Origin of the sequence: Streptomyces pseudovenezuelae (genome assembly GCF_001513955.1) — a bacterium.
Classification (GTDB): domain Bacteria; phylum Actinomycetota; class Actinomycetes; order Streptomycetales; family Streptomycetaceae; genus Streptomyces; species Streptomyces pseudovenezuelae.
Genome location: NZ_KQ948150.1, coordinates 495,685 through 520,496, shown reverse-complemented (window position 1 = coordinate 520,496; position 24,812 = coordinate 495,685). Strand labels below are relative to the sequence as shown.

Below are 24,812 nucleotides of genomic sequence, written 5' to 3'. Positions count from 1 at the left end.
GCGGGACATGCCGCACGGCCGGCGCAAAGGACGCCGCGTGGACCTCGCGAGGTCACCTGGTGCAAAGGGCGTCAGTGATGAGCCGCCCGCTCGGCCGGCCGCTCGGCGGGCGCCGGGATGCCCGGCCCCTGTGGCATCCTCTGGACGAGCACGAAGGACACGACCGCTGCCAGCACCACCAGAGCCACCGTGTCCACGTTGCCCAGCAGGAGCACGACCAGGACGACGCTGCTCACGGGCAGCCGCAGGGCCGCGGTCACCGAGGCCGCCATCCCGACCGCCATCGCCGGGACCAGCCCCAGACCGGGCAGGGGCGCGAGCAGCACGCCGGCCGCACCGCCCAGGAACAGGGCGGGGAAGATGGGACCACCGCGCAGGCCGCCCAGGCACAGCGCGTACGCCAGGCCTTTGAAGGCCAGCACCGCGATCAGGGCTCCCACCGGCCAGGCGTGCGGGTCCTGCGCCATTTCCGAGAGAGCGGACTCGCCCGACAGGGCCGCCTCGGCGGGCGAGCGTCCCGTGGCCACGGCGTAGAGGGTGATGCAGACCGCGGCGGCCAGGGCGCACAGGGTGGTGTTGCGTACCGTCCGGGCCGCCACGAAGCGCGCCGCGAACCGTCCGCCCACGAAGGCCCAGTGGACGAGGAACGCCAGGGCGGGCGCCAGCACCAACACCCACAGCACGTCCGGCCAGTCGAGCGGCGGCGGTTTGGGCAGGCCGATGTCCAGGCTCCCCGTCTCGAATCCGGTCCAGTGCACGAACCCCGTGAAGATCAGGTCTCCCACGCCGCTCGCCAGCAGGGCCGGCAGCATCACCGCGAACAGTTGGGGGCCGCCCACCCCGGCCACCTCGATCAGCAGCACCGCGCCCACGATCGGATTCCCGAACAGCGCGGAGATGGCGGCCGCCGCCCCGGCCGCACCCAGCAGTGCCGTGCTCGCCTCGGTCGCCGGAGCCCGGGCCAGGCTCGCGAAGAGCAGCGCCAATCCGCCGCCCATCGCGATCAGCGGTGCCTCGGGCCCCAGCACGACGCCGAGCGGCAGACCGACCAGTGCGGCGATCAGGACGCCGGGCAGCGCCGTTCTCGTGATGCCACCCGAGTGCAGGCCCCCCGCGGGCACATGTCCGCCCCGGCCCGGAAGCCGCGCGGCCACCACGCCGACCACGAGGCCGGCCGGCGTGAGCAGGGGAAGCGCCCACCACCAGGGGGCCTGCTTCCAGCCCAGGTCCTTGGGCCAGTCCGTCCAGATCAGCTGTTCCAGCTGCTGGACCGCCACCAGGAACCAGAAGGCGATCAGCGCCACCGGGACACCGATCAGGCCACAGAACACCAGGGCCTTGCGATACTCCGGCCGGCCCAGCATGGTTCTCAGCAGGTCGGCTTCCGGCGGCTGACTCCGCGCCGCGGGGCCGGAGCCACTCTCCGACGTCGTTCCGGCGATGGGTCCTCCCGGGTTCGGGCGCCACACCATGGGCGCGTCGGCTTGAACACCGCATGACCTGGCGGCTCATATCAGGACGAAAATACCCTTAAGGGACATTCGTCGCGCGCCCTCCAGGCGCCCCACGCCCCCGGTAGAGCCCGTCGCTCGGGCGGCCACGGGTGGCGCGGGCGCCGTCAGGGATTCCCGCGGCGGCCGGTGCTTCGCTCAGCGGTCCCGCCGCACGATGCACAGGCCCCAGATGACGAAGGCGTACATCGCGATCAGGGTGAGTGACCAGACCGGGTAGTACGGGATCGACAGGAAGTTGGCGATGATCGCCAGCCCCGCGATGCCGACGCCCACGACCCGGGCCCAGGTGGCGCGTGTGAAGAGACCCGCGCTCACGCTCATGGCGATCACTCCGAGAACCAGCTGGATCCAGCCCCAGCTGGTCAGGTCGAACTTGAAGACGTAGTTGGGGGTGTTCACGAACACGTCGTCGTTGGCGATGGCCATGATGCCCCGGAAGAGGTCCAGGACACCGGCGATGAACAGCAGGACAGCGGCGAACACTGTCAGGCCGCCGGCAGTCGCCTCGGCGGTTTCCGAGTGGCGGTGCGTCGTGGTCGTGGCCATGGTCGATTCCTCACTTCCTCGGCAAGAGGCAGCACTCAGCGCCTCTTCTGCGAGCATGCGGAGTGATCCGGCGCCGGTGATCACCCGTGACGGGTGAGGTTCGGCAGGGCGATGCGCCGACGGTGGGCCGCGGCGGCCGCACAGGTACCTGGATCGCGGCCATCGCCTTCCTCGGCTCCCTACGACGGTTCCGGACTCGTCACACAGGGCCCTCCACGGGCGGGCATCCATGCCGGTGATCACTCACCCGCCCCGGGTGAAGCGGGACGCGCAATCCGTGGCCAGCGTGGAACGGCAGCCGGTCAGGACCGGAACACAGCCTTGATCGCGAGAGAGGACTTGGCGGATGGGCGAGGAAACGAACAGGCCCGACGGTGCCGACGTGCCCGGCGAGGCCGACACCCCCGTGTTCGACACTCTGGTCGAGATGACGCTCAACGCGTTCGAACGGTCCGGTCTGACCGCGGAGACCTACCTGCTGACCCGTATCGCGGCGCTGGTGGCCACGGGCGCCTCCCCCGCCTCTTACCTGCTCAACGTCGGGGCGGCCGACGAGATCGGCGTACCCCTGGAGAAGATCCAGGGCACCCTCGTGGCCATCGCCCCCGTCGTCGGCAGCGCCCGCGTGGTGACCGCCGCCAGCGGTATCAGCGAGGCCTTCGGACTGCCCCTGCTGCCCGGCGGAGGCCAGGGAGAAGGAGTGGTGACATGAGTCTGGCCTACGACTATCCGGCTCTCGGAGCGTTCTGGACGGTCATGTGGATCTTCCTGTGGATCCTGTGGCTCGTACTGCTCTTCCGGATCATCGGCGACATCTTCCGGGACGACACGCTCGGCGGACTGGGCAAGACGGGATGGCTGGTCTTCGTGATCGTGCTGCCGTTCCTCGGTGTGTTCGTCTACGTCCTGGCCCGCGGCAAGGGCATGGGCAAGCGCGCGGAGCACCAGGCGCGGGCCAGGCAACAGGCCTTCGACGACTACGTCCGCGAGACCGCCGGCAGTGGCACGGGTCCCGGGAACGAGGTGGATCAACTCACCAAGCTGTCGGCGATCCGCGCCAAGGGCGACATCAGCGAGGCCGAGTTCCAGCGGGCCAAGGAGAAGATCCTGCACTGAACGACCCGGCCATCGGCAGTGCCGTCGCGCCGACCGCTGCGTGCGGTCGGCGCGACGGCATGTGATGCCCGAGCCTCCTCAACCCGAGCCTCCTCAAGCGGCCTGCGCCGGCAGCCTTCCGGCGCTGATGGCGTCCACGAGCGCCTGGTGATCCCGTTCGTTCTGGTCGGCGTAGCGCTCGGCGAACGTCACCAGTGCCCGGTCGAAGGAGTCGCCGCCGCCCAGGTACGCGGCGATGGCGATGCGGTCGCCGGACCTGGCGTGGGCCCGGGCCAGTGTCACCCCGCACAGGGCACCGAAGGTGCGCATGCCCCGCGGCACCATGTCCTCGGCCACGGCGACCCACTTCCAGTCCCGCAACTGCCGTACGTAGAAGTCCCGGCGCCGGCCGTCGAGCCCGTCGACCCGCTCCCAGCCCAGGAAGATGTCGCTGGTGGCCTGCATCAGCCGCTGCCCGGACACGACCCTCTCGCCCTGGGTCGCGTACGCGGTGGCCCCGACGTGCTGCGCCAGCACCGACTCGTCGGCCTCCTTCGCCTGCAGGAACAGGGGGTCCTCGTCGTCCCGCCCCAGCAGGAGCACGATCCAGCAGCGGGTGCCGACACTGCCGACCCCGACGACCTTGCGCGCCATGTCGGCCACCCGGTACTGCTCCAGCAGGTACCGGCGGTCCGACTGCAGGGTCTTGCCGTACCGCTCGATCAACCGGGTGACCTGCTGTTCGAGCTGGCCGCGCCGCTCGTCCGGCAGCAGGTCCTCAAGGCGGGTGATGAGCGGCGGATCGGGGGCGATACGGCGTTTGCCGTCGATGACGACGGTGAGCTTGTCGAAGACCTGGAGGGTGTCGTGCGAACGCGCCTTGGCCAGGGCCTGCGCCCAGCGGTCGCGGCCCCGCGCGGAGACGTCCTCACCGAACCGGTCCTGCACCCACTTCTCGTCGAACTGGGCGTACCAGACGGCCAGGTTGCCCATTCCGGCGAAGGCGCGCATGTTCTCGCGGTAGGACTGCACGGTGGCCCGTACGATCCCGGCTCGCTCCTTGGTGCTGAAGCCGTTCGCCCGGCCTGCGATGGCCAGACTGGCGGCCAGGCGTTTGACGTCCCACTCCCAGGGACCCGGCAACGTCTCGTCGAAGTCGTTGATGTCGAACATCAGGCGCCGCTCGGGCGAGGCCAGCAACCGGAAGTTCAGCATGTGGGCGTCGCCGCACAGTTGCGTCCTGAAACCCGTCCTCGGCGTCTCCGCGAGATCCGAGGCCATGATGGCGGCGGCTCCCCGGTAGAACCGGAACGGTGACTCGGACATCCGCCCGTAGCGGACCGGTACGAGCTCGGGCAGCCGCGTCGCCGACTGCTCTGCGATGATCTCCAGCGGGTCCGGTCGTTTCGGCCCCGGCGTGAACTCGGCGTGGCTGGAGCGCGGGACCGCGGCGCGTGCCGCCTTGCCCAGCGCGGCCCGCTCCTGCGGGGTGCGGTGCCGCAGCTCGCGGCCGTCCAGGTGGTTGTCGGTCATGGCAGCGGCTCCCGGGGATGGCCGCCTCCGCGCCTACGGGGACGACGGGCCGTCAGTTGTGGGACGTCCGCTCCGAGTTGCTCCTCGGCCGTCGCTGTGTCGCGGCCGGCGCGATCGGGCACCGGTCTCGGAGCGGGCTCCGTCCTGGCCGTGGTCGCGGTCCTTGTGCCTGCGGGACGGCCGGCTCACGGGCTTCCGCATTCAACGTATCCCCTGCGGAGGCACCCGGCTAGCCGAGTCAGTGCGCGGCGGCGGCCCCGGTGTCCGGGCCGGAGGACGGGGTGGAGGACGGGGTGGAGCCGTCGTGGTCCAGGAACTCGCGGATCCCGAGGGCCACCAAGGTGATCACCGCCGTCCACACCACGACCGCCGTGGTGGGGTAGGTCCAGGTGAACAGGACGACCGCCGCGACCACCAGGATGGCCACCCCGATCCAGCGCTTGAAGCGGTGGACGAACCGCCCGACCGCCCCGAGCCGCAGGCCCGCCGAGGTCGTCACGTCGCGCAGCGCGCCGATACTCCGGCGGCAGCCGGTGCGCGTGACGACGGCGATCCGGGACGGGCCGGCGAGGAAGGCGCCGGCGGCCGTGAACAGGGCCACCGCGGCGAGGGCACGGATACCGGCCCGCAGGAACTTGACCAGGGCGTCGTACACGGATCCCGCGGCGGCCTGGGAGACCCCGGACGGCAGATGATTGAGGTAGACGTCGCGGAACACGGTGAGCCCGATGCCGAGGATCAGCATGGCGGCGAACACCGCCAGGGCGGCCCCGATCAGCGCGTGCCGTCGGTTGAACGCCACGTAGACACCCGCGGCCGCGATCAGCAGCGCGATGACGGGCAGCCAGCCGCCGAGGATCTCCAGCACTCTCACATAGGACCTGATCTTGCCGAGGTCCTTCGACGCGAACACCACGAAGTTCGTGTGAACGGCCGGGATCTTGGCGGCGGGCGTGAAGCCGGCGGCGACCAGTTGGTCCTTGACCTCGGCCACGATCGGGCCCAGGTCGATGACGACCTGGTTGTTCTCCACCTTGACCGTGCCGTCGGCCTCGCCGGTCAGGGCCTTGACCAGCGCCGCGTGCGCCCTGCGGTTGCCGTTCACCCAGACCGTCTCGAAGGCATTGCTGGTGACCACCCGCTCCACCGTGCCGGTGACCAGTTGCTTGAGGCCGCTCTCGATCGGTCCGTCCAGGTTGCCCAGCAGCTTGGCCGCCTGCGGCGGAACACCCTTCGCCGAGGCCGCATCCGTGAGCTGTTGCACCAGCGCGTCCACGTCGATCTGGGCCAGTACGGCGGCGCTGATCCGGTTGGTGGCCGCCTTCTGCACATCCGGGTCGCTCGCCAGCGGGCCGACGGTCTTCACGTAGCGGTCCGTGTCCTGCACGATGCTGTTCGCCCACACCGCGACGACGGACAGCATCGCCAGCAGCGCGGCGACAAGGATCAGCACGACCGAGCCGAACGAGCGGAACGGGTGGTGCCGCGCCGCGCGGGGCGACCCCCCGCTCTCCAGGGCATGGACCCGCTGCCGCAGTTCGGCCAGTTCACCGCGCTCTTTGGCCGAGAGCTGTTCGTCACCGCTAGCGCTCATGGTCACCAGCACAGTTGTCCGCCGCGCAGCGCGCGATCCGGGTGAGCCGGACGGGTGAACGAAGCACCGAGGTGCGGGGGCCATGCTCCGGTGATGCAATGGGGTCAGGGCAGCTTCCGGGGGACCGCAGCCACGCTGGCGTACAGCCACGAGCACCAGAGGTGACGCCGTGAGCAACGAAGTCGAAGACGTGGGTCCGATCGACTATCTGGTCGTCGAGTTCCCCGGTAACCGGATGACGGGCGAGGCCTTCCCCATCCTCGTCGATCTCGTGGACCGGGGTCTCATCCGGATCCTGGACCTGATGTTCGTCAAGAAGGACGAGGACGGCTCGGTGACGGGCATGGAGATCGCCGACTTCACCGGCGACGGCAAGCTCGACCTCGCCGTCTTCGAGGGAGCGTCGTCAGGACTCCTCGGCCAGGACGACATCGACGAGGCCGCCAAGGCGCTGGAACCCGGCTGTTCCGCGGGCATCCTGCTCTACGAGAACCGGTGGGCCGCACCCTTCGCCGCCGCCCTGCGCCGCGGCGGGGCCCGAATGGTCGCCTCCGGGCGGATCCCGGTGCCGGCGCTGGTCGCCGCGCTCGACGCGACCGAGACCGCCGGCTGAGCCGAGCAACGGCCGATGACAGTGACGGGCCGGTGACGGACAGCTGACGGACCGCATGACGGACCGAACGACGGATCGAAGGGAAGCAGCCATGCCAGGTCTCCTCCGCGGGGTCGCGCGCACCGCCGTCGTCGCCGGAACGGCGACCGCCGTGTCGAACCGGGTGAACCGCCGGCAGCAGGGCCGCTGGGCGGCCCAGCAGGCACCCCAGGCGCCCCCGACCGCACCGGCCTCCTACGCCGAGCCGCCGGCGGCCCCGCCGGCCTCCGACATGAGCAGCAAGATCGAACAACTGAAGCAGCTCGGTGAGCTGAAGACCCAAGGCGTGCTCACCGAGGCCGAGTTCGAGGAGCAGAAGCGCCGGCTGCTGGAGGCGTGATCGCGGTGGCGATCGCTGATGTTAAGCGGTGACTGAGGGGGCGCCGGCGGGCCGGGTGATGGCGTGCGTTGTCGTCCCGGCCCGCTCAGCTGTCGAGAACCATCTAGGTTCGGGGCGTCGCCGTCGACCACTTGAGCTCTATCTCCAACTCGATCTCCCCGTCGCCGATCTCGACCTCGATCTCGCCACGCAGGTCGTCAGGAACCCGCAGGCTCAGCCTCCCCGGGCCGAGTTCCAGTTCTGCGTCCTCGCCCTTCCTCAGCGCGGCTGCCAGGGCCGTGAGCTGGTCGGCCGCCTCATGGCGGGACAGCGACCGCTTCTGTTCGAACTTGAGGTCCTTCATGGGTGTCTCCGATCCGGTGCGGCCCGTTCGCCGGACCTCGGCTCAGGGCGGTTGTCGCGCACCGGGTTTCGGCCGTTCGGGCTACTTCCAATCTCTGCCCACCAGGGCCTGACCGCACCTCGGGATGTCCGGGCGGCAGCGTCGGGGCACCGGTTCACCACCCGTCCGTCGGCCACTGCGCCAACCGGCCGACCTCCGGGGCGGGTCGCGGATCGCGCTGCGGGGTGGCTGGGACGATGCGCGCATGGCAACCAGGGCAGAAACCGCTGAGAGCCCGCCGAGGGCGCGCGTCGTACTGCTGGCACTCGCGGCCGGTCAGTTCTTGATGGCGCTGGACAGTTCGGTCATGAACGTCTCGATCGCGACGGTCGCCGAGGACGTGGACACGACGGTGACCGGTGTGCAGGGCGCCATCACCGCCTACACCCTGGTGATGGCGATGCTCATGATCCCCGGCGGCAAGGTGGGGGCGCTGATCGGCCGCAAACGCGCGTTCATGATCGGCTGCGTCATCTACGGCTGCGGCTCGCTGACCACCGCGCTCGCACCGAACCTGCCCGTGCTGCTGCTCGGCTGGTCGTTCCTCGAAGGAGTCGGAGCGGCCCTCATCCTGCCCGCGATCGTGGCGCTCGTGGCGAGCAACTTCGCCGCGGAACGCCGTGCCGCCGCCTACGGCCTCGTCGCCGCCGCCGGAGCCGTCGCGATCGCGGTCGGGCCGCTCGTCGGCGGTGTCGCGACCACGTACTTCTCGTGGCGGTGGGTCTTCGCCGGTGAGGTCGTCATGGTGCTCGGCATCCTGGTGCTCGCCGGACGTATCGCCGACGCGCCGGTCGGCGAACGCCCCCACGTCGATCTCGTCGGCGCCCTGCTGTCCGCGCTCGGACTGGGGCTCTTCGTCTACGGCGTGCTGCGCTCCGACGAATGGGGCTGGTTCCAGCCGAAGCCCGACGCGCCCTCCTGGCTCGGGGTCTCCCTGGTGGTGTGGCTGATGCTGGCCGGTCTGCTGCTGGTCTGGCTCTTCCTGCGCTGGGAGGCCCGCATGGTGCGGCGACGCGTGGAGCCCCTCATCGACCCCGCTATGCTGCGGAACAGGCAGCTCACCGGCGGACTGACGATGTTCTTCTTCCAGTACCTCGTCCAGATGGGCGTCTTCTTCGTCGTACCGCTCTACCTGTCCGTCGCGCTCGGCCTGTCCGCGCTCGAGACGGGCGCCCGCATCCTGCCGCTCTCCGTGACCCTGCTGGCGGCCGCCGTCCTGATCCCCCGCGTGCTGCCCGACGTGTCACCGCGGCGGGTGGTGCAGCTGGGGGTCTTCGCGCTGCTCGCGGGCGCGGTGGTCCTGATGGCCGCGCTCGACGCGGACGCCGGTGCGGAGATCGTCACCCTCCCCCTGCTGCTGATCGGGCTCGGGATGGGCGCGCTGGCATCCCAGCTCGGGGCGGTCACGGTGTCCGCGGTGCCCGAGGCGCAGAGCACCGAGGTCGGCGGCGTCCAGAACGCCGTCACCAACCTCGGCGCCTCGATCGGCACGGCGCTCGCCGGATCGATCCTGATCGCCACGATGACGACGACCTTCCTCGCCACCGTGGAGGACAATCCGGCGGTCCCGTCCGAGGTCAAGAAGCAGGCGACCGTCGAACTCGAAAGCGGCGTACCGTTCCTGTCGGACGCCCAGCTGAAGTCCGCCCTGGACGAAGCGGGCACGGACAAGGCGGTGACCGAGGCGGCCCTCGACGCGAACGAGGAGGCCAGGATCGACGGTCTGCGCGCCGCACTGGCCATCCTCGCCTTCACCGCGCTCCTCGCGATGTTCTTCACCTCACGCATCCCGAACACACCACCCCGTTCGGCGAAGCCCTGACCGTGAAGAGTCAGATCTTCGGGGCCAGCCGATGGCGGTTCGGATGGGCACGGAGTCGGGGTGAGGTGAGTTCCAGGGCCCGGTTGTCGCGGCCGGCGCTCATGTGGTTCAGCCAGCGTTCGTACCAGTCGAGGAAATCGGTGGCCGAGGAGACGTTGGGGCCCCAAAAACCGTCGCTGTTGCCGATGACGACGCGTCCGACCAAGGGACCGGTCACCGCGATGACGCATACGTCGGTGCAGCCCATCTCGATGATGTGGAGGAAGAGGTCGCCTTCGTGTGCCCCGGACCCTGCGTCCTCGAAGCCGCGGGGTGTTCCCGGCTCTCCGGGCGGATTCATGACCAGCAGCGAGCACCGTTCCAGCGTTATGAGGCCGTAGAACGGTGCCGCGCCCGAGCCGCCGATGTGCGTGAGGAACTGGCGATAGGCGTCGGGCAGGTCGATGTCGTGTGCGGCCTCAAAGGCGGCGACGTGTGCTTCCGCCAGCTTCGGGCCGAGGAAGAACCTGTGTGTCTCTTCGCCGAAGGAGTGGCTGCGCAGTGGTTGGAAGGGGACCGCGGACAGCTTGCGACGCAGACGGGGTATGCGGGGATCCATCGTGCTCTTCTCTCGTTCCCGGCACTCTATGGGTGGCTGTACCCGGCCGACCAGGCCCCCCGCACTTCGCCGGGTTGGCCTGACAGAGTGGCGGTGGCGCCGTACGCGCCCGTCAAGCCTCTCATCTGCGGTGATGCCTGCTAGCTTCGCGAGCTGATCCGAGGACCCGTGTGCGTTCAGCATGGTGGGGCCGCGACTGCGAGGCAAAGGTGATGGTGTGAGGGAAGACGTGGAGAGGCCGGCTGGGGCTGCGCTGAAGCGCCGGAGTTTCCTGGCCACTACTGCCGTGGCGGCCGGTGCTACGGGCATCGCGGCAGCCGCACCGGCGTCAGCCGCTGCGGGCCCCCACGGCGGGCCGCCCGAGCCGGTGCCGCCCGGTTCCGTGGCCCGCCTGCTGGCCGTCCCGGAGGCCGGCCGCGGACTCGACTGGCTCCGATCGGCGCTTCAGGTGGCCGTGGAACTGGAACTGTCCACCATCCCGCCGTACCTGTGCGGCTGGTGGTCGGTCGGGGACCGCGGCTCGCACGCCGCGCGACTGATCCGGCGCATCATCGACGACGAGATGTACCACCTGGGCGTGGTGTGCAACCTGCTCGTGGCCGTGGGCGGGCAGCCCCGGATCAAGACGGCGGCGCCCACCTACCCGGGCCCGCTGCCCGGCGGCGTGCGCGACGGTGTGACCGTGTACCTGTCGGGTCTCACCAAGTCCTTGGTGCACATGATGATGGCCATCGAGGCCCCCGAGGAGCCGCTCGCCCTGAGCGACAGCGCCTCGCACACCGTCGGTTCCTTCTACGCGGCCATGCTGGACGGTTTTCGGTCCGTGAACCCGCAGTTGTCGGCCCGCGGACAGCTGAAGGCCCACATCGGCTCGGACGAACTGCGGCCCGTCGAGACGCTCCTCGACGTGGAACGCGCCATCGACATCATCAGGGAACAGGGCGAGGGCACGAGCAGTTCCCCTGCCGACTCCTTCGCCGACGACCACCCGGCCCACTACTACGCCTTCGGCGAGATCTACCACGGACGACAACTGCGCCAGACCGCCGAGGGCTGGACGTTCACCGGGGCGCCCGTTCCCTTCCCGGACGCACGCCCCATGGCCCGGGTCCCGGCCGGCGGCTGGTCCCGGCCGTCGGCGCCGGTGCAGCAGCTCCTGGACCGGTTCGACAGCACCTACACGGCCCTGCTGGACTCCCTCGACGCGGCCTGGGGCGACGGCGGCCCCCGCGCCCTGGGCGCGGCCGTCCACGCCATGCGCTCCCTGGAGGAACCCGCGGTGCGGCTCATGGAGACCCAGATCCCCGGGACCCGGAGCACGTACGGCCCGCAGTTCCACCCGCTCTCCTAGCTGGGCCCGCGAAAGTCGTTGGTCCCTTCGCGGTTCATTGCCACGAGCTGACCGACCGGGGTGGTGGTGACCGGATCGAGGTCCGTCTTCAAAGATCGCCAAGTTGCAGATCTTTGAGGACGGGCCTTTCGGCGCACTGGAGGGTCAGGAATCTCGGTCATTTCGACTGAGATGGAAATGATGGCCACCGCCCTGCGCCGCCATCAATACTCTCACCACACCAGTTCAACGGTCGCCCACCGCAGGGGCGCCGTCCCCGAACTGTGCAGGAACGCCTGCTCCGTCGCCTGCCACCGCTGCCGGCAGATCACCGAGAGAGGAACGAAATGGCATTACCGAAGGTCTCCACCCACCTCGCCAAGGTCTTCACCGTCGGCGCCGCGGCCACCGTGCTGATGCTGGGCGCGTCCCCGTCGTCGGCCGCGCCCACCGCAGCCCCGTGCAATCAGGGCACATTCTGTTGGTGGTCCGGTGTCAACTTCTCGGGGAGCGGGGCCGCGTACAACGTTGATTTCGTCTCCGGCTCGTGTTACCTGACCACACACGTCGGTTCCGTCCGCTCCTATGCGGACTATTTCCGCCAGGAAGGGTATTTCTACGCGAACGGCAACTGCACCGGAAGGGCCTACCCGGTGCGGGCACACACCGAGAGCCCGGACATCGGATTCAACGCGTACAGCTTTAAGGCCGCCTGCGTTTCGTGTCTGGCCAAGGACTGATCCGATCCCTGCGGGCTCACGGGCCGCTGCCGACGGCGCCACTGATGCTGTCGATGACATGGCGGAGGAATCCGGCAGCGGTTCCGCCGTCGCAGACTCGATGGTCGAACGTCAGGGACAGGTGCAGGACCTTGCGTACCTCCACGCGGCCGTCCACGGCCCAGGGGCGGTCGAGGAGGCGGCCGACGCCGAGCATGGCGGTCTGGGGGTGGTTGAGGAGCGGGGTGGCTCCGTCGACGTCCAGCGGGCCGTAGTTGTTCAGGGTGAAGGAGCCTCCTGTGCGGTGCTCCGCGGGGAGCGTGCCGCTGCGGGCCAGGGCGGTGAGGCGGCGCAGTTCGGCGGCCAGTTCGTCGAGCGGCAGCCGGTCGGCGTCCCGTACGACGGGGACGGCCAGGCCGTGTTCGGTCTGGGCGGCGAAGCCGAGGTGCACGCGCGGGAGCCGGACGACCTCCGAACTCCCGGTGTCCACGCGGGCGTTCAGCTCGGGGAAGGCGGCGAGGCCGGTCAGGCAGGACTTGGCGAGCAGGGGGAGCAGGCCCACGCCCTGGGCATCCCGGGCCGCGAGCAGGCCGGTGGCGTCGACGTCGGCCCAGATGGTGACCGCGGGCACGTCGCGTTGAGTGGTGAGGAACTTGCCGGCGGCGGCGTCGAGGGGCACGCGGGTCACGGAAGGCTCGTCGGTTGCCTCGTCAGCGCCGCCGGGAGTCTCCGTCGGCTTCGGCGGCCGTACGAGGCCGCCCCGGGCCCCGCCCGTCCCGTACCCGGTGAGCACCGCGCCCGACCCGGCCTCCGGGTCCGGCTCCGTCACCGAGAGCAGCGGCGCCCCGACCGGCACGCTCTCGCCTGCGCGGCAGTGCAGGGCGGTCACCGTACCGGCGAACGGACTCGGCAGGTCGACGAGGGACTTGGCCGTCTCGACCTCGGCGACGGTCTGGTCGTGGGTGAGGCGATCGCCCACCGCGACCTTCCACTCCAGTACCTCCGCCTCCGTCAGTCCCTCACCCAGGTCGGGCAGTCGGAAGACGTGGACGGTTCCGTGTGCGGTGTCCGACCGGGCGTCGGGAGCGGAGGTGGGACGCCGTGTTCCCGATCCGCCGATGGGCATCAGTCGGCGCAGGCCGGCCAGCACTCTGCCCACGTCCGGCAGGTGGGCGCTCTCCAGCAGCGGCGGCGGATACGGGATGTCCAGACCCGTGACGCGCAGGACCGGCGCGCGCAGTGCGTCGAAGCAGCGTTCCTGCACCCGGGCCGCGATCTCGGCGCCGACGCCGGCGAACCCCTGCGACTCGTGCAGTACCAGGCATCGGCCGGTGCGCCGTACCGACGCGGTGAGTGTGCGGTCGTCGAGCGGGACGAGGGTGCGCAGGTCGAGCACCTCCACGTCCAGGCCTTCGGCCGCCGCTTCCTGTGCCGCCTTGAGGGCCACGGCGACGGCAGGGCCGTAGGTGACGAGCGTGGCGTCGGCTCCCGGTCGCCGTACCGCCGCCGTGCCGAACGGCTGTGTGCGCAGCGGTAGTTGGGTGACCTCCCTGGACCAGTAGTGCCGTTTGGGTTCGAGGAACACCACCGGGTCCGGGTCGTCGATCGCCTCCCGCAGGAGCGAGTACGCGTCGGCGACCGTGGCAGGGGTCACGACTTTGAGACCGGCGGTGTGCGCGTAGTACGCCTCGCTGGAGTCGCTGTGATGCTCGACTCCGCCGATGCCGCCGCCGTACGGGACACGGATCACCATCGGCAGGGTGAGGGCGCCGCGCGTGCGGTTGCGGAGCTTGGCCACGTGGGAGGCGATCTGTTCGAACGCCGGGTAGGCGAACGCGTCGAACTGCATCTCCACCACCGGACGGAACCCGGCCATGGCGAGGCCGACCGCCAGTCCGACGATGCCCGCCTCCGCGACCGGGGTGTCGAAGCAGCGGCGTTCGCCGAAGGTGTGCGTGAGGCCGTCGGTGATGCGGAAGACGCCGCCGAGGCGGCCGACGTCCTCGCCGAAGACGAGGACCCGTTCGTCCGCCTGCATCGCGTCCCTCAGGGCGGAGTTCAGCGCCTTCGCCATGGTGATCGTGGTGGCCGGCGTGGTCTCCCCTGTCCGTGCCGCTTCGTACGTCCCCGTCGACTCGGCCGTCCCGCTCGGCTCCCTCGCGTCCGTCGCCGCCGACACGTCTGCCGCCTCCATCACGTCCGTCCCGTCCACCGCGCCCATCGCCTTCATCGCCTCGGTCATCTCAGCGCTCCCCCAACTCGGCCCGCAGCTGCGCGCGTTGCTCGGTCAGCTGGGGTGTCGGGGCGCTGAAGACGTGCTCGAACAGGGCGAGCGGATCCACGACCGGGTCCTCGGAGAAGCGGGTGCGCATCTCGGCCGCGTACTCCTCGGCCGCGACCGCGGCGGCCGCGATGTCGTCCTCGGTGAGCAGCCCGCGCTCGCGCAGCCAGGACTCCAGCCGGTCGATGGGATCGCGCTCGCGCCACTGCTCGGTCTCCTCGGCCGGCCGGTAGCGGGACGGATCGTCGGCGCTGGTGTGGGGGGCCACGCGGTAGGTGTGGGCCTCGATCAGCCAGGGGCCGCCACCCGTGCGGGCTTCCTCGACGGCCTTGGTCAGGACCGCGAGCACGGCCGCCGCGTCGTTGCCGTCCACCTGTTCCGAGCGGACGCCGTAGCCGATGCCCTTGTACGCCAGGCCCGGTGCCGCGCTCTGGGCGGCGAACGGGACGGAGATGGCGTAGCCGTTGTTCTGCACGAGGAAGACCACCGGTGCCCGCAGGACGCCGGCGAGGCCGAGGGCTTCATGGAAGTCCCCCTCGCTCGTGGCGCCGTCGCCGACGAGCGCGAGGGCGACCGTGTCCGTGCCCTTGAGTCGCTCGCCGTGGGCCAGGCCGGTGGCGTGCGCGGCATGGGTGGCCAGCGGGGTGCACTGCGGTGCGGTGCGATGACGCATGGGGTCGTAACCGCAGTGGCCGTCGCCTCGCAGCAGCGTCAGTGCCTCGACGGGATCGATGTCCCGGCTCACCAGCGCCACGCAGTCACGGTAGGTGGGGAACAGCCAGTCGGACGGGCGCAGGGCGAGCGCGGCGCCGATCTGGCACGCCTCCTGTCCGAGGCTGGACGGATGCACCGCCAGTCGGCCCTGGCGGGCGAGCGCCGTGGCCTGGGTGTCGAAGCGACGGCCGACGACCATTTTCCGGTACGCCGTGAGCAGCAGTTCGGGTTCCGGCATTCGGTATTCGCCGTCCCGGATTGATTGCCAAGGCTTTGCTTCGTCTTTGAGGAGACGGACCGGGAGTCGGGATGGAAGCCATGGCGACGGAGAAGGGGCAAAGGCTTTTTCTGCCCGTTCCAGTAGCGCTTCATGCGTAGGATTCTTGCTCAATTCCCCGCCGTCCTCTCGTCAGGAGCATGCGCCCCGGCGTGCACCACCAGGCCTAACATGCCGTCACACCCCCACGGGAGACGGCGAGATGAAGCGGAACTGAACAGTCCATTGGTATGGACCAGTTTGCGCTGCGGGGTGGAATGTCAACCGACAGTTGAGGCGTCCGTAACCTTCGACGCACCCGCTATTCAGGAATTCCCGGATGCAATTGGCCTGCGAAGCATGGCCCTGCGGAAGGCAATGGAATGTCCCGAGTACACCCCCAAGTACACGCGGGAAACCGTCACTACTCGCTCATCTGTTCGTACTGCGGAGCCCGCCACGAGGACGACGGCCTCATCCTGGACTGCCCCGGGCCGCACGAGCCGGCGTTCCTGCGCACCGAGTACGACAGCACCCGGGCCCCAGCCCCCCACACCACGAGCGGACTGTTCCGGCACGCCGGGCTGCTGCCGGTGGCCAGGGCGTTCCCCGACGCGCCCGGCCCGGTCGTGCACCGCGCCGACCGCCTCGGGAGCCGTATCGGACTGAACCGGCTGTGGGTCGCCTTCAACGGTCACTGGCCCGAACGCGGAGCGCTGCTGCCGACCTGCACCTTCAAGGACCTGGAGGCGTACACGGTGCTCGGCCGGCTGCCCGCCGACCCGCCCGTCCTGGTGATCCCCTCGGCGGGCAACACCGCCGCCGCCTTCGCCTGGGCCGCGACCCGCCATCAGGTGCCCTGTCTGATCGTCGTGCCCGCCCCGGCCCTGGACGGCATGCGATTCCCCGGGCCGCCGGACCCGTGCGTACGCATCGTCGTCCTCGACGGCGGCGCCACCTACAGCGACGCCATCGCCTGCGCCGACCTGCTGGCGCGGCTCCCCGGCCACCAGGCGGAGGGCGGCGCCCGCAACGTCGGCCGCCGCGACGGGCTGGGCACCGTGATGCTCGCCGCGGCCGAAACCCTCGGACGCCTGCCGCAGACGTACGTCCAGGCGGTCGGCAGCGGTACGGGTGCCATCGGGGCCCATGAGGCGGCGCGCCGGATCCGCTCGGCCGGGGAACCGGTGCCCCGCCTGTTGATGTGTCAGAACGCGCCCTTCGCCCCGCTGTTCGAGGCCTGGCACCGGCGCGGCCCGGCGCCGGCCGACCGTGAGCGCGAACCCCTGGCCCGTGAACTGACCAACAGGCGGCCGCCGTTCACGGTCCGCGGTGGGGTGTGCGAGGCTCTCGCCGAGAGCGGCGGTGACGTCCTGTGTGTCGACAACGGTGCCACGCTGGCCGCGATGGCGCTGTTCGAGGAGACCGAAGGCATCGACATCGAACCCGGCGCGGGCGTGGCACTGGCCGCCCTCGCCGACGCGGTACGTGCCGGGCGGGTCGACCGCGACGAGCTGGTCCTGCTCAACATCACCGGTGGCGGCCGGGCCAGGCGGGCCCGCGAGATCCCGCTCGTCGCCGCCGAACCCTGGCTGCGCGTCCCGTGGCCCGAGGACGGCGACGGTCCCCGCAGGGTCGCCGAGCAGGTGAGCCTGCACCTGTCGCACGCTCCCGCCGGCATGGAAGCGGCCCGTTGACGCCCCGGCACCACCGCCCGATCAGCCGGCCGACCTCGGCCACCACCCCCACCGGAGCCAGCCGATGACCGCACTCCGACGCCTCGAACCGTCCGCCGCCCAGCGTTCGATGTGGTTCGGCCAGCGACTCGCCGGGGCCGACGCCGCCTACAACGTGGGCGAGTACACGGAGATCCACGGCCCCGTCGACCCCGACCTGCTGCGCACGGCCGTACGGCGGGTGGTGGACGCCACGGAGACGCTGCGCTCCCGCTTCGCGGCCGCCGACGACGGCGTACGCCTGCTCGTCGACGCGGCACCCGCGTGGTCGATGCCCATGGTCGACGTGTCGGACATCGAGGCCGCCAGGAAGTGGATGGCGGACGACTTCGCCACGCCCTTCGATCTGGAGCGGGGCCCCCTGTTCCGCTACGCGCTCCTGCGGCTCGCCGAGGACCACTGGATCTGGTACCAGGCGTACCACCACATCGCCGTCGACGGCTTCAGCTGCTCGCTGATCGCCCGCAGGGTGGCGGACGCGTACAGCGCGCTCGCCGAGCGTGTACCGCACTCCCCCGGGCTTCCGGCTCTCCACGGGCAGGGCGGCCACGTCCCGCCGCCCGCGCCCATCGCCCCGCTGACCGCCGCCGACGAGGCCTACCGTGCGGACGGGCGGCACGAGCGGGACCGGGCGTACTGGACCCGCGCGCTCGCCGACCGGCCCGACCCGGTGCGCCTGACCGCCCGGCCTCCGCACATCGCCGGCGGTTTCCTGCGTCGCACGGGCCATCTCACCGCTCCGGCGGGCGACTTGGTGCACGCGGCCGCCGAGCGCGCCGGAACCCGCTGGTCCCGGGTGGTCCTCGCGGCGACCGCCGCCTATCTGCACGCACTCACCGGTACCAGGGACGTCGTGCTCGGCCTCGCGGTCACCGGCCGGGAGAGCGAGGCCGAACTCGCCACTCCCGGCATGGCGTCCAACGTGCTTCCGCTACGGCTGTCCGTACGCCCGGACACCACCGCCGCCGACCTCGTACGCCAGGCCGCCCGCACCACCCGCGACCTGCTCGCGCACCAGCGCTTCCGGGGCGAGGACCTGCGCCGGGAACTCGACTGGCCGCAGGACGGGGGCCGCTTCTTCGGCCCGGTCGTCAACATCATGGCCTTCGGACCGGAGTTGCGCTTCGCCGGACACCCGACGACCCGCCACAACCTGTCCACGGGCCCGGTCGAGGACCTGGCGTTCAATGTCTACGACCGCGGGGACGACAACGGCATCCGCGTGGACCTCGACGCGAGCCCCGAGCACTACTCCGCTGCCGAACTCGCCGCGCACCACCGCCGGTTCGTCCGCTTCCTGGAACGGTTCGCGGCCGCGGCCGTCGAATCCGGCACGGTGGTCGGCCGGGTCGAACCCGCCCTGCCCGGCGAGGAGTCGCGGCTCGACGGCCCGCCGCCCGTCGTCCGCGACGGCGGGGTTCCCGCGCTCTTCGCCGCCCGCGTGGCCGCCGACCCCGACGGCACGGCCGTCGTCCACGACGACCGCACGACCACCTACCGACAGCTCGACGCCCGCGCCAACCGGCTCGCGCATCGGCTGCTGCGGCTCGGCGTCCGGCCGGAGGACCGGGTCGCGGTCCTGATGCGCCGCTCCGACGACCTCGTCACGGCCCTGCTGGCCGTCCTCAAGGCGGGCTGCGCGTACGTCGGCCTCGACCCGCGCGCGCCGGCGGCACGTACCCGGCTGATCCTCACGCGGACCGGCGCGACGGTGCTGCTGACCGACGGTGACGCTCAGGCGTACGACGGCCCGCGGGTCGTCTCCGTCACCGACCCGTCCCTCACCGGCGAGCCGGACACCGACCCCGGTGTGCCCGTGCACCCGGCCCAGCTGGCGTACGTCAGTTTCACGTCCGGCTCCACCGGTACGCCCAAGGGGGTCGCCGTCACCCACCGGGACATCACCGCGCTGGCGGCCGACTCGGCGTTCGGCGGCGGCGCGCACACCCGGGTCCTCGTCCACTCGCCCACGGCGTTCGACGCGTCGACGTACGAGATGTGGGTGCCGCTGCTGAGCGGCGGCACGGCCGTGGTCGCCGGCCCGGACGAGGACGTGGACGCCGCCGCGGTGGCCCGGCTGACGGCACGGCACGGGCTGACGGCGCTGTGGCTGACCGCCGGGCTGTTCCGGCTCGCCGCCGAACAGGACCCGGGCTGTTTCGCCGGGCTGCGTCAGGTGTGGGCCGGTGGTGAGGCCGTCCCCGCGGCCTCGGTGCGCGGGGTGCTGGCCGCATGCCCCGGGCTGACCGTCACCAACGGCTACGGCCCGACCGAGACCACCACGTTCGCCACCTCCCGCCCCTGCGCCGACGCGACCGCCGTGCCCGACGCACTGCCCATCGGGCGCCCGCTGGACGGCATGCGCTGCTATGTCCTCGGGGACGGCCTGCGACCGGTTCCGCGCGCCACGGTCGGTGAACTGTACGTCGCCGGGCCCGGCCTGGCCCGCGGCTATCTCGGCCGCCCCGACGCCACCGCCGAGCGCTTCACCGCCGACCCTTTCGGCCCGCCCGGCGCCCGCATGTACCGCACCGGAGACCGGGTCCGGCTCACAGGTGACGGCGAGTTGGAGTTCCACGGGCGGGCCGACAGCCAGGTCAAGCTGCGGGGCTTCCGCATCGAGCCCGGTGAGGTCGAGTCGGTCCTGACCGCGCACCCGGCGGTCGCGCAGGCGGTCGTGGTGGTCCGGGAGGAGCACCTGATCGCCTACGTGGTGCCGGCCGACAGCACGGATGCGGACGCCCTGCGCACCCACCCGGCCCGCGACACCGTCCCGGACGCCCTGCGCATCCACCTGGCCGAGCGCCTGCCCGACTACATGGTCCCCGCCGCCGTCGTCCGACTGGACCGGCTGCCGCTGACCGCCAACGGCAAGCTGGACCGAGCCGCCCTGCCCGCCCCCTTCGCGCAGAGCGGCGGAAGCCGTGCCCCGCGCACCCCGCTGGAGGAGACCCTCTGCGGTCTGTTCGCCGACGTCCTGGGGCTGCCGGCCGTCGGTCCCGACGACAGCTTCTTCGCCCTCGGCGGTCACTCGCTGCTCGCCCTGCGCCTGATCAGCCGCGTTCGCGACACCCTGGGCGCGGAGCTGACGCTGCGCTCCGTCTTCGGGGCACCCTCGCCGGCGGCGCTGGCCGACGCGGTGGCCCCGGCTGCCGTCGTACGGCCGGTCTCCCGGCCCGTGCCGGGGGCCGACACCGACCAGGCTCCGCTGTCGTCCGCCCAGCGGCGCCTGTGGTTCCTCGACCGGCTGGAGGGGTCGGGCGCGGCGTACCATGTCCCGCTCGCCGTACGACTGAGGGGCGCGGGCCTCGATCGGGATGCCCTGAGCGGGGCCCTGGCCGACCTGGTCAGCCGGCACGAGATCCTGCGCACGGTCTACCCGGACGCCGACGGCATCCCGCGTCAGCGACTGCTGGACCCGGCGACGGCCAGGCACCGGCTCCGGGTCCGCAGCGAGCCGGCCGAGGCACAGGAACTGCCCGCCCGCCTTGCCGAGTTGACGGGCGAGGAGTTCCGGCTGGCCCACGACATCCCGCTCCGCGCCCACCTTCTCGCCCTCGGCCGCGAGGACCACGTCCTGCTGCTGGTCCTGCATCACATAGCCGCCGACGGCCGCTCCCTGGAGCCCCTGGTACGCGATCTGTCGACCGCCTACCGGGCCCGGTGCGAGGGCCGCGCACCCGAGTGGGCACCGCTGCCGGTGCAGTACGCGGACTTCGCCGTCTGGCAGCGTCGGCACCTGCTCGACAGCACCGTGCTGGACCCTCAACTCGCCTACTGGCGGCAGACCTTGGCCGGGCTGCCCGACGAACTCGCGCTCCCCGTCGACCGCCCCCGCCCGGCCCGTGCCACGCACCGGGGCGGTGACGTCCCCGTACGCCTGGACCCGGCGCTGCACGGGCAGCTGCGATCCCTGGCCGCGGAGACGGGGACCACCCCGTTCATGGTCGTCCAGACGGCGCTCGCCGCCCTGCTGACGCGCCTCGGCGCGGGCACCGACATCCCCGTGGGCACACCGGTCGCGGGCCGCACAGAGGAGGTACTGGACGACCTGGTCGGGTGTTTCCTCAACACCCTCGTCCTGCGCACCGACACCTCCGGCGCGCCCACCTTCCGGGAGCTCCTGGGCCGGGTCCGGGAGACCGATCTCGCGGCCTACGCCCATCAGGACCTGCCGTTCGAGCAGCTGGTCGAGGCTCTCAACCCGCCGCGCTCGACGGCCCGGCACCCGCTGTTCCAGGTGATGCTCGCCTTCCGCCCCGGCAGCACCGACCCCCGCCTCGAACTGCCGGGCCTCACGGCCGAGGCGGTCCCCGTGGAGACGGGTGCCACCAAGATCGACCTCACCTTCAACCTCGGCGAGCACCTCACCCGCGACGGCTCCCCGGACGGCATCGGGGGCATCCTCCAGTACAGCGCCGACCTCTTCGACCGCGCTACGGCCGAGGAGATCGCCGCCCGGCTGGAGCGGTTGTTGCGGGCCGCTCTGGCGGATCCCGACCGGCCCGTGGGGGCGCTGGACATCCTGGGTGCGGACGAACGGCGGCGCCTTCTCGTCGAGTACAACGACACCGCGCGGGACGTGCCGGAGACGACCTTCCCCCGGCTCTTCGAGGCGTGTGCGGCCGAGCGGCCGGACGCGGTGGCCGTGTCGGACGCCCACACCAGCCTGACGTACCGTCAACTCGATCAGCGAGCCGAACGATTGGCGCGGGCACTGGCCTCGCTCGGCGCCGGGCCGGGCGGAATCGTCGCCTTCGTGCTGCCCCGGTCCGTCGACATCGCCGTGGCCGTACTGGCCGTGCTCAAGGCGGGCGCGGCCTATCTGCCGCTCGACCCGGAGCATCCCGCCGAGCGCACCGCGTACGTGCTCTCCGACGCCGGCCCGGTCTGTGTCATCGCCCGGGAGCCGCTGGACGTCGACTGCCCGGTCATCGGCCCGGAGGCGCAAGCTTCCGGATGCGACGGCGAGTTGGCGAGAACCCGGCCCGCGGACCCGGCCTACCTGATCTACACCTCCGGCACCACCGGACGCCCCAAGGGTGTGGTCGTCGAGCACCGCAATCTCACGACCTACGTGGCCCGTTGCGTCGAGGTGTACCCGAGCCTGCGCGGAGCCTCGCTGCTGCACGCGACCATGACCTTCGACGCCACGGTCACGACCCTGCACGGCGCGCTCGCGGCCGGTGGCCGGGTGCACATCACGGCCGTGCACGAGGCGGGCTCCGACCCGCTGCCCGACGGTTACACGTTCCTCAAGGCCACGCCAAGCCATCTGGCACTGCTGCCCGCCCTGCCGTACGACATCTCGCCCGCCGAGGAGTTCATGCTGGGCGGCGAGGCGCTGGTGGGCGAGGCCCTGCGCGCCTGGCGCCGGGACCACCCCGGAGTGCGGCTGATCAACCACTACGGCCCGACCGAGGTCACGGTCGGCTGCACCGACCACCGCATCGAACCCGGCGACGACCTGCCGTCGGGACCGGTGCCCGTCGGACGCCCCATGTGGAACACCCGCGCGCACGTCCTGGACGCGTGGCTGAACCCCGTCCCGGTCGGCGTCGAGGGCGAGTTGTACGTGGCCGGCGACCTGGTGGCCCGGGGGTACCGGAACCGGCCCGGTCTGACCGCCGAGCGGTTCGTCGCCGACCCGTACGGACCGCCCGGCACCCGGATGTACCGCACCGGCGACCTGGCCGTGCGCCGCGCCGACGGCTCCCTGGTGCTGCGCGGCCGGGCCGACGGCCAGCTGAAGATCCGGGGCCTGCGGATCGAGCCCGGCGAGATCGAGGGCGTGCTCACCGCTCACGGCACGGTCGAACAGGCCGCGGTCGTGGTGCGCGAGGACGCCCCCGGGACTCGGCGACTGGTCGGATACCTGGTGGGCACGGCCGAGGTCGACGTGACGGACGTACGGGCGTACGCGGTCCGGCAGTTGCCGGACCACATGATCCCGGAGGCGTTCGTGGTGCTGGACGCCCTGCCGATGACGTCCAACGGCAAACTGGACCGCGCCGCTCTTCCGGCCCCCGAGGCGCGGACCGGGGGCCGGGCACCGCGCACCGCTCTGGAGGAGATCCTGCGCGACCTGTTCGCGGAGGTGCTCGGGCGTGACCCGCACGGCATGGGCGCGGACGACGCCTTCTTCGACCTCGGCGGGGACAGCATCGCCTCGATCCATCTCGTCAGCCGGGCCCTCGCGGCCGGGCTGCGACTGACCCCGCGGGATGTCTTCGAGCACCGCTCGATCGCCGGTCTCGCCGCGCTGGCCGCGACCCGCCCGGCCGTCTCACAGGCGGCCGCGCGGGAGTCGGGGGTCGGTGATCTGCCACTGACCCCGGCCATGCACCGGTTGCGTGAACGCGGAGGCCCTGTCGGGGCGTTCAGCCAGTCGCTGCTCCTCGTCACGCCGGCGGGGGCCGACGAGAAGGGGCTCGCGGCCGCCCTGAAGGCGGTACTGGACCACCATGACGCACTGCGGCTCCGCGTGGCGACGGAGGGTGACTGGACGGCGCACATCCCGCCGGCCGGGGGCCCGTCGGTCCCACTGGAGCGGGTCGGCGTCCCGGACGGCGACTTCGCGGCCGCGCTCGACCCTTCCGTACCCCGACTGCACCCGGACCGGGGCGAGTTGGTGCGCGCGGTCTGGTACGACCCCGGGCCCGACCACCCGGGCCGCCTGCTGCTGACGATCCACCACCTGGCCGTGGACGCCGTGTCCTGGGGCATCGTCCGGGCCGACCTGGCCGCCGCCTGGCGGGGCGACGAACTGGCGCCGTCCGGAACCCCGTTCAGGCAATGGGCGCGGCTGCTGGAGCGTCAGGCCGAGACCCGCGAGCCCGAACTGGACACGTGGCGAAGGATGCTGGAGGTCTCCGATCCGATGCCGGGCGTACGGCCTCCCGATCCCGCGCGGGATGTCGTAGGCACCCTGCGCCACCTCACCCGCGTCCTGGCGCCCGCACCCGCCACGGACCTGCTGACCACGGTCCCCGCCGCCTTCCACGCCGGCCCCGAAGACGTCCTGCTCGCCGCCCTCGCCCTCGCCTTCGCCCGCGGGCGCCGGCACCCGGCGCTGCTGGTGGACATCGAGCGGCATGGGCGGGAGGACCTGGCCGAGGGGGTGGACCTGTCCCGCACGGTGGGCTGGTTCACCAGCGTCGTCCCGGCCCGCCTCGACCTCACCGGGCTCGACCTCGCGGACCCCGCGCAGATCCTGCGCGGGGTGAAGGAACAGCTGCGGGCCGTCCCCGACCACGGCATCGGCCACGGGCTGCTCCGCCACCTGAACCTGCGGACCGGCCCGGTCCTCGCCGCCCTCCCGACGCCCGGGATCGGGTTCAACTACCTGGGCCGCGCCACCGGCGAGCGGTCCGGCGACTGGTCGGTCGCCCCCGAAAGACTGCCCGGCACGCTCGCCCTCGGCACCGCCCACGACCCCGCCCTGCCCGTCGCCCACGGCCTGGAGATCACCGCCACCGCCGACGAGAACGGGCTGCACGCCACCTGGTCCTGGGTGCCCGGCCTCTGGTCCGAGGACGAGGTGCACGCCCTCGCCGGGCTGTGGTTCGAGGCGCTGACCGACCTTTCCCACGCCACCCCGGCCGGCGGACACACCCCGTCCGACCTGCCGCTGGTGTCGCTGCCCCAAGCAGAGATCGACGAACTCGAAGCCGAGTTCGGAAGCGAGTGGAGGTAACCCA

General features: G+C 71.7%; 16 protein-coding genes and 2 pseudogenes. 9 read left to right on the top strand and 9 right to left on the bottom strand.

The window, feature by feature from the left end; translation table 11 throughout:
- Positions 1–71: 71 nt before the first annotated feature.
- Positions 72–1,364: a chloride channel protein gene (locus tag AQI94_RS30300; RefSeq protein ID WP_051832115.1), complete on the bottom strand. Its 1,293-nt coding sequence runs from the start codon at positions 1,362–1,364 to the stop codon at positions 72–74.
- Positions 1,365–1,649: 285 nt separating this feature from the next.
- A complete protein-coding gene (locus AQI94_RS30295; RefSeq protein WP_031044195.1) occupies positions 1,650–2,060 on the bottom strand; it encodes a DUF7144 family membrane protein in 411 nt (136 codons plus the stop codon).
- Positions 2,061–2,406: 346 nt separating this feature from the next.
- Here AQI94_RS30295 and AQI94_RS30290 point away from each other — a divergent pair, with 346 nt between their 5' ends.
- Complete coding sequence (locus tag AQI94_RS30290; protein WP_051832112.1) at positions 2,407–2,772, top strand: hypothetical protein; 366 nt, start codon at positions 2,407–2,409, stop codon at positions 2,770–2,772.
- Entirely contained in the window at positions 2,769–3,176 is a 408-nt protein-coding gene (locus AQI94_RS30285; protein ID WP_031044184.1) for an SHOCT domain-containing protein, read from the top strand. The genes AQI94_RS30290 and AQI94_RS30285 overlap by 4 nt, the downstream gene beginning before the upstream one ends.
- A 93-nt stretch (positions 3,177–3,269) precedes the next feature.
- Here AQI94_RS30285 and AQI94_RS30280 read toward each other — a convergent pair whose 3' ends face one another.
- Positions 3,270–4,688, bottom strand: a complete 1,419-nt coding sequence (locus AQI94_RS30280) for a DUF2252 domain-containing protein (protein WP_031044181.1) — start codon at positions 4,686–4,688, stop codon at positions 3,270–3,272.
- Positions 4,689–4,926: 238 nt separating this feature from the next.
- On the bottom strand, positions 4,927–6,282 hold the full coding sequence (locus AQI94_RS30275) for a hypothetical protein (protein WP_225890294.1): 1,356 nt from the start codon (positions 6,280–6,282) through the stop codon (positions 4,927–4,929).
- A gap of 169 nt (positions 6,283–6,451) precedes the next feature.
- On the opposite strand from AQI94_RS30275, the gene AQI94_RS30270 reads away from it, so the two are divergent.
- Together AQI94_RS30270 and AQI94_RS30265 are read left to right on the top strand one after the other, a co-directional pair.
- Positions 6,452–6,895, top strand: a complete 444-nt coding sequence (locus tag AQI94_RS30270; protein WP_031044173.1) for a DUF6325 family protein — start codon at positions 6,452–6,454, stop codon at positions 6,893–6,895.
- A 91-nt stretch (positions 6,896–6,986) separates the two neighbouring features.
- Complete coding sequence (locus AQI94_RS30265) at positions 6,987–7,274, top strand: SHOCT domain-containing protein (RefSeq protein ID WP_031044170.1); 288 nt, start codon at positions 6,987–6,989, stop codon at positions 7,272–7,274.
- Between the two features lie 103 nt (positions 7,275–7,377).
- Here the strand turns inward: AQI94_RS30265 and AQI94_RS30260 are convergent, their stop codons facing one another.
- A complete protein-coding gene (locus AQI94_RS30260) occupies positions 7,378–7,617 on the bottom strand; it encodes an amphi-Trp domain-containing protein (protein ID WP_031044166.1) in 240 nt (79 codons plus the stop codon).
- A 244-nt stretch (positions 7,618–7,861) separates the two neighbouring features.
- On the opposite strand from AQI94_RS30260, the gene AQI94_RS30255 reads away from it, so the two are divergent.
- Positions 7,862–9,478, top strand: a complete 1,617-nt coding sequence (locus AQI94_RS30255; protein ID WP_031044163.1) for an MFS transporter — start codon at positions 7,862–7,864, stop codon at positions 9,476–9,478.
- Between the two features lie 10 nt (positions 9,479–9,488).
- On the opposite strand, the gene AQI94_RS30250 is transcribed toward AQI94_RS30255, so the two are convergent.
- On the bottom strand, positions 9,489–10,076 hold the full coding sequence (locus AQI94_RS30250) for an SMI1/KNR4 family protein (RefSeq protein ID WP_031044160.1): 588 nt from the start codon (positions 10,074–10,076) through the stop codon (positions 9,489–9,491).
- 286 nt (positions 10,077–10,362) lie between these two features.
- Here AQI94_RS30250 and AQI94_RS30245 point away from each other — a divergent pair, with 286 nt between their 5' ends.
- Positions 10,363–11,427 (top strand): ferritin-like domain-containing protein, encoded by a 1,065-nt coding sequence (locus tag AQI94_RS30245; protein WP_263973319.1) that lies wholly within the window; start codon positions 10,363–10,365, stop codon positions 11,425–11,427.
- Positions 11,428–11,753: 326 nt separating this feature from the next.
- Positions 11,754–12,146: a peptidase inhibitor family I36 protein gene (locus AQI94_RS30240; RefSeq protein WP_031051064.1), complete on the top strand. Its 393-nt coding sequence runs from the start codon at positions 11,754–11,756 to the stop codon at positions 12,144–12,146.
- A gap of 16 nt (positions 12,147–12,162) precedes the next feature.
- Here AQI94_RS30240 and AQI94_RS45825 read toward each other — a convergent pair.
- From AQI94_RS45825 to AQI94_RS30230, 3 genes and pseudogenes are all read right to left on the bottom strand, one after another.
- Positions 12,163–13,110 (bottom strand): annotated as a pseudogene (locus tag AQI94_RS45825) (dihydrolipoamide acetyltransferase family protein); the annotation flags it as partial.
- Positions 13,111–13,251: 141 nt separating this feature from the next.
- A pseudogene (locus AQI94_RS45820) lies at positions 13,252–14,199 on the bottom strand (alpha-ketoacid dehydrogenase subunit beta); the annotation flags it as partial.
- 169 nt (positions 14,200–14,368) lie between these two features.
- Positions 14,369–15,358: a thiamine pyrophosphate-dependent enzyme gene (locus tag AQI94_RS30230; protein WP_225890293.1), complete on the bottom strand. Its 990-nt coding sequence runs from the start codon at positions 15,356–15,358 to the stop codon at positions 14,369–14,371.
- 401 nt (positions 15,359–15,759) lie between these two features.
- Here AQI94_RS30230 and AQI94_RS30225 point away from each other — a divergent pair, with 401 nt between their 5' ends.
- Together AQI94_RS30225 and AQI94_RS30220 are read left to right on the top strand one after the other, a co-directional pair.
- Positions 15,760–17,073, top strand: a complete 1,314-nt coding sequence (locus tag AQI94_RS30225; protein WP_031051054.1) for a cysteate synthase — start codon at positions 15,760–15,762, stop codon at positions 17,071–17,073.
- Positions 17,074–17,137: 64 nt separating this feature from the next.
- Positions 17,138–24,808 (top strand): non-ribosomal peptide synthetase, encoded by a 7,671-nt coding sequence (locus tag AQI94_RS30220; protein WP_062230033.1) that lies wholly within the window; start codon positions 17,138–17,140, stop codon positions 24,806–24,808.
- Positions 24,809–24,812: the final 4 nt, after the last annotated feature.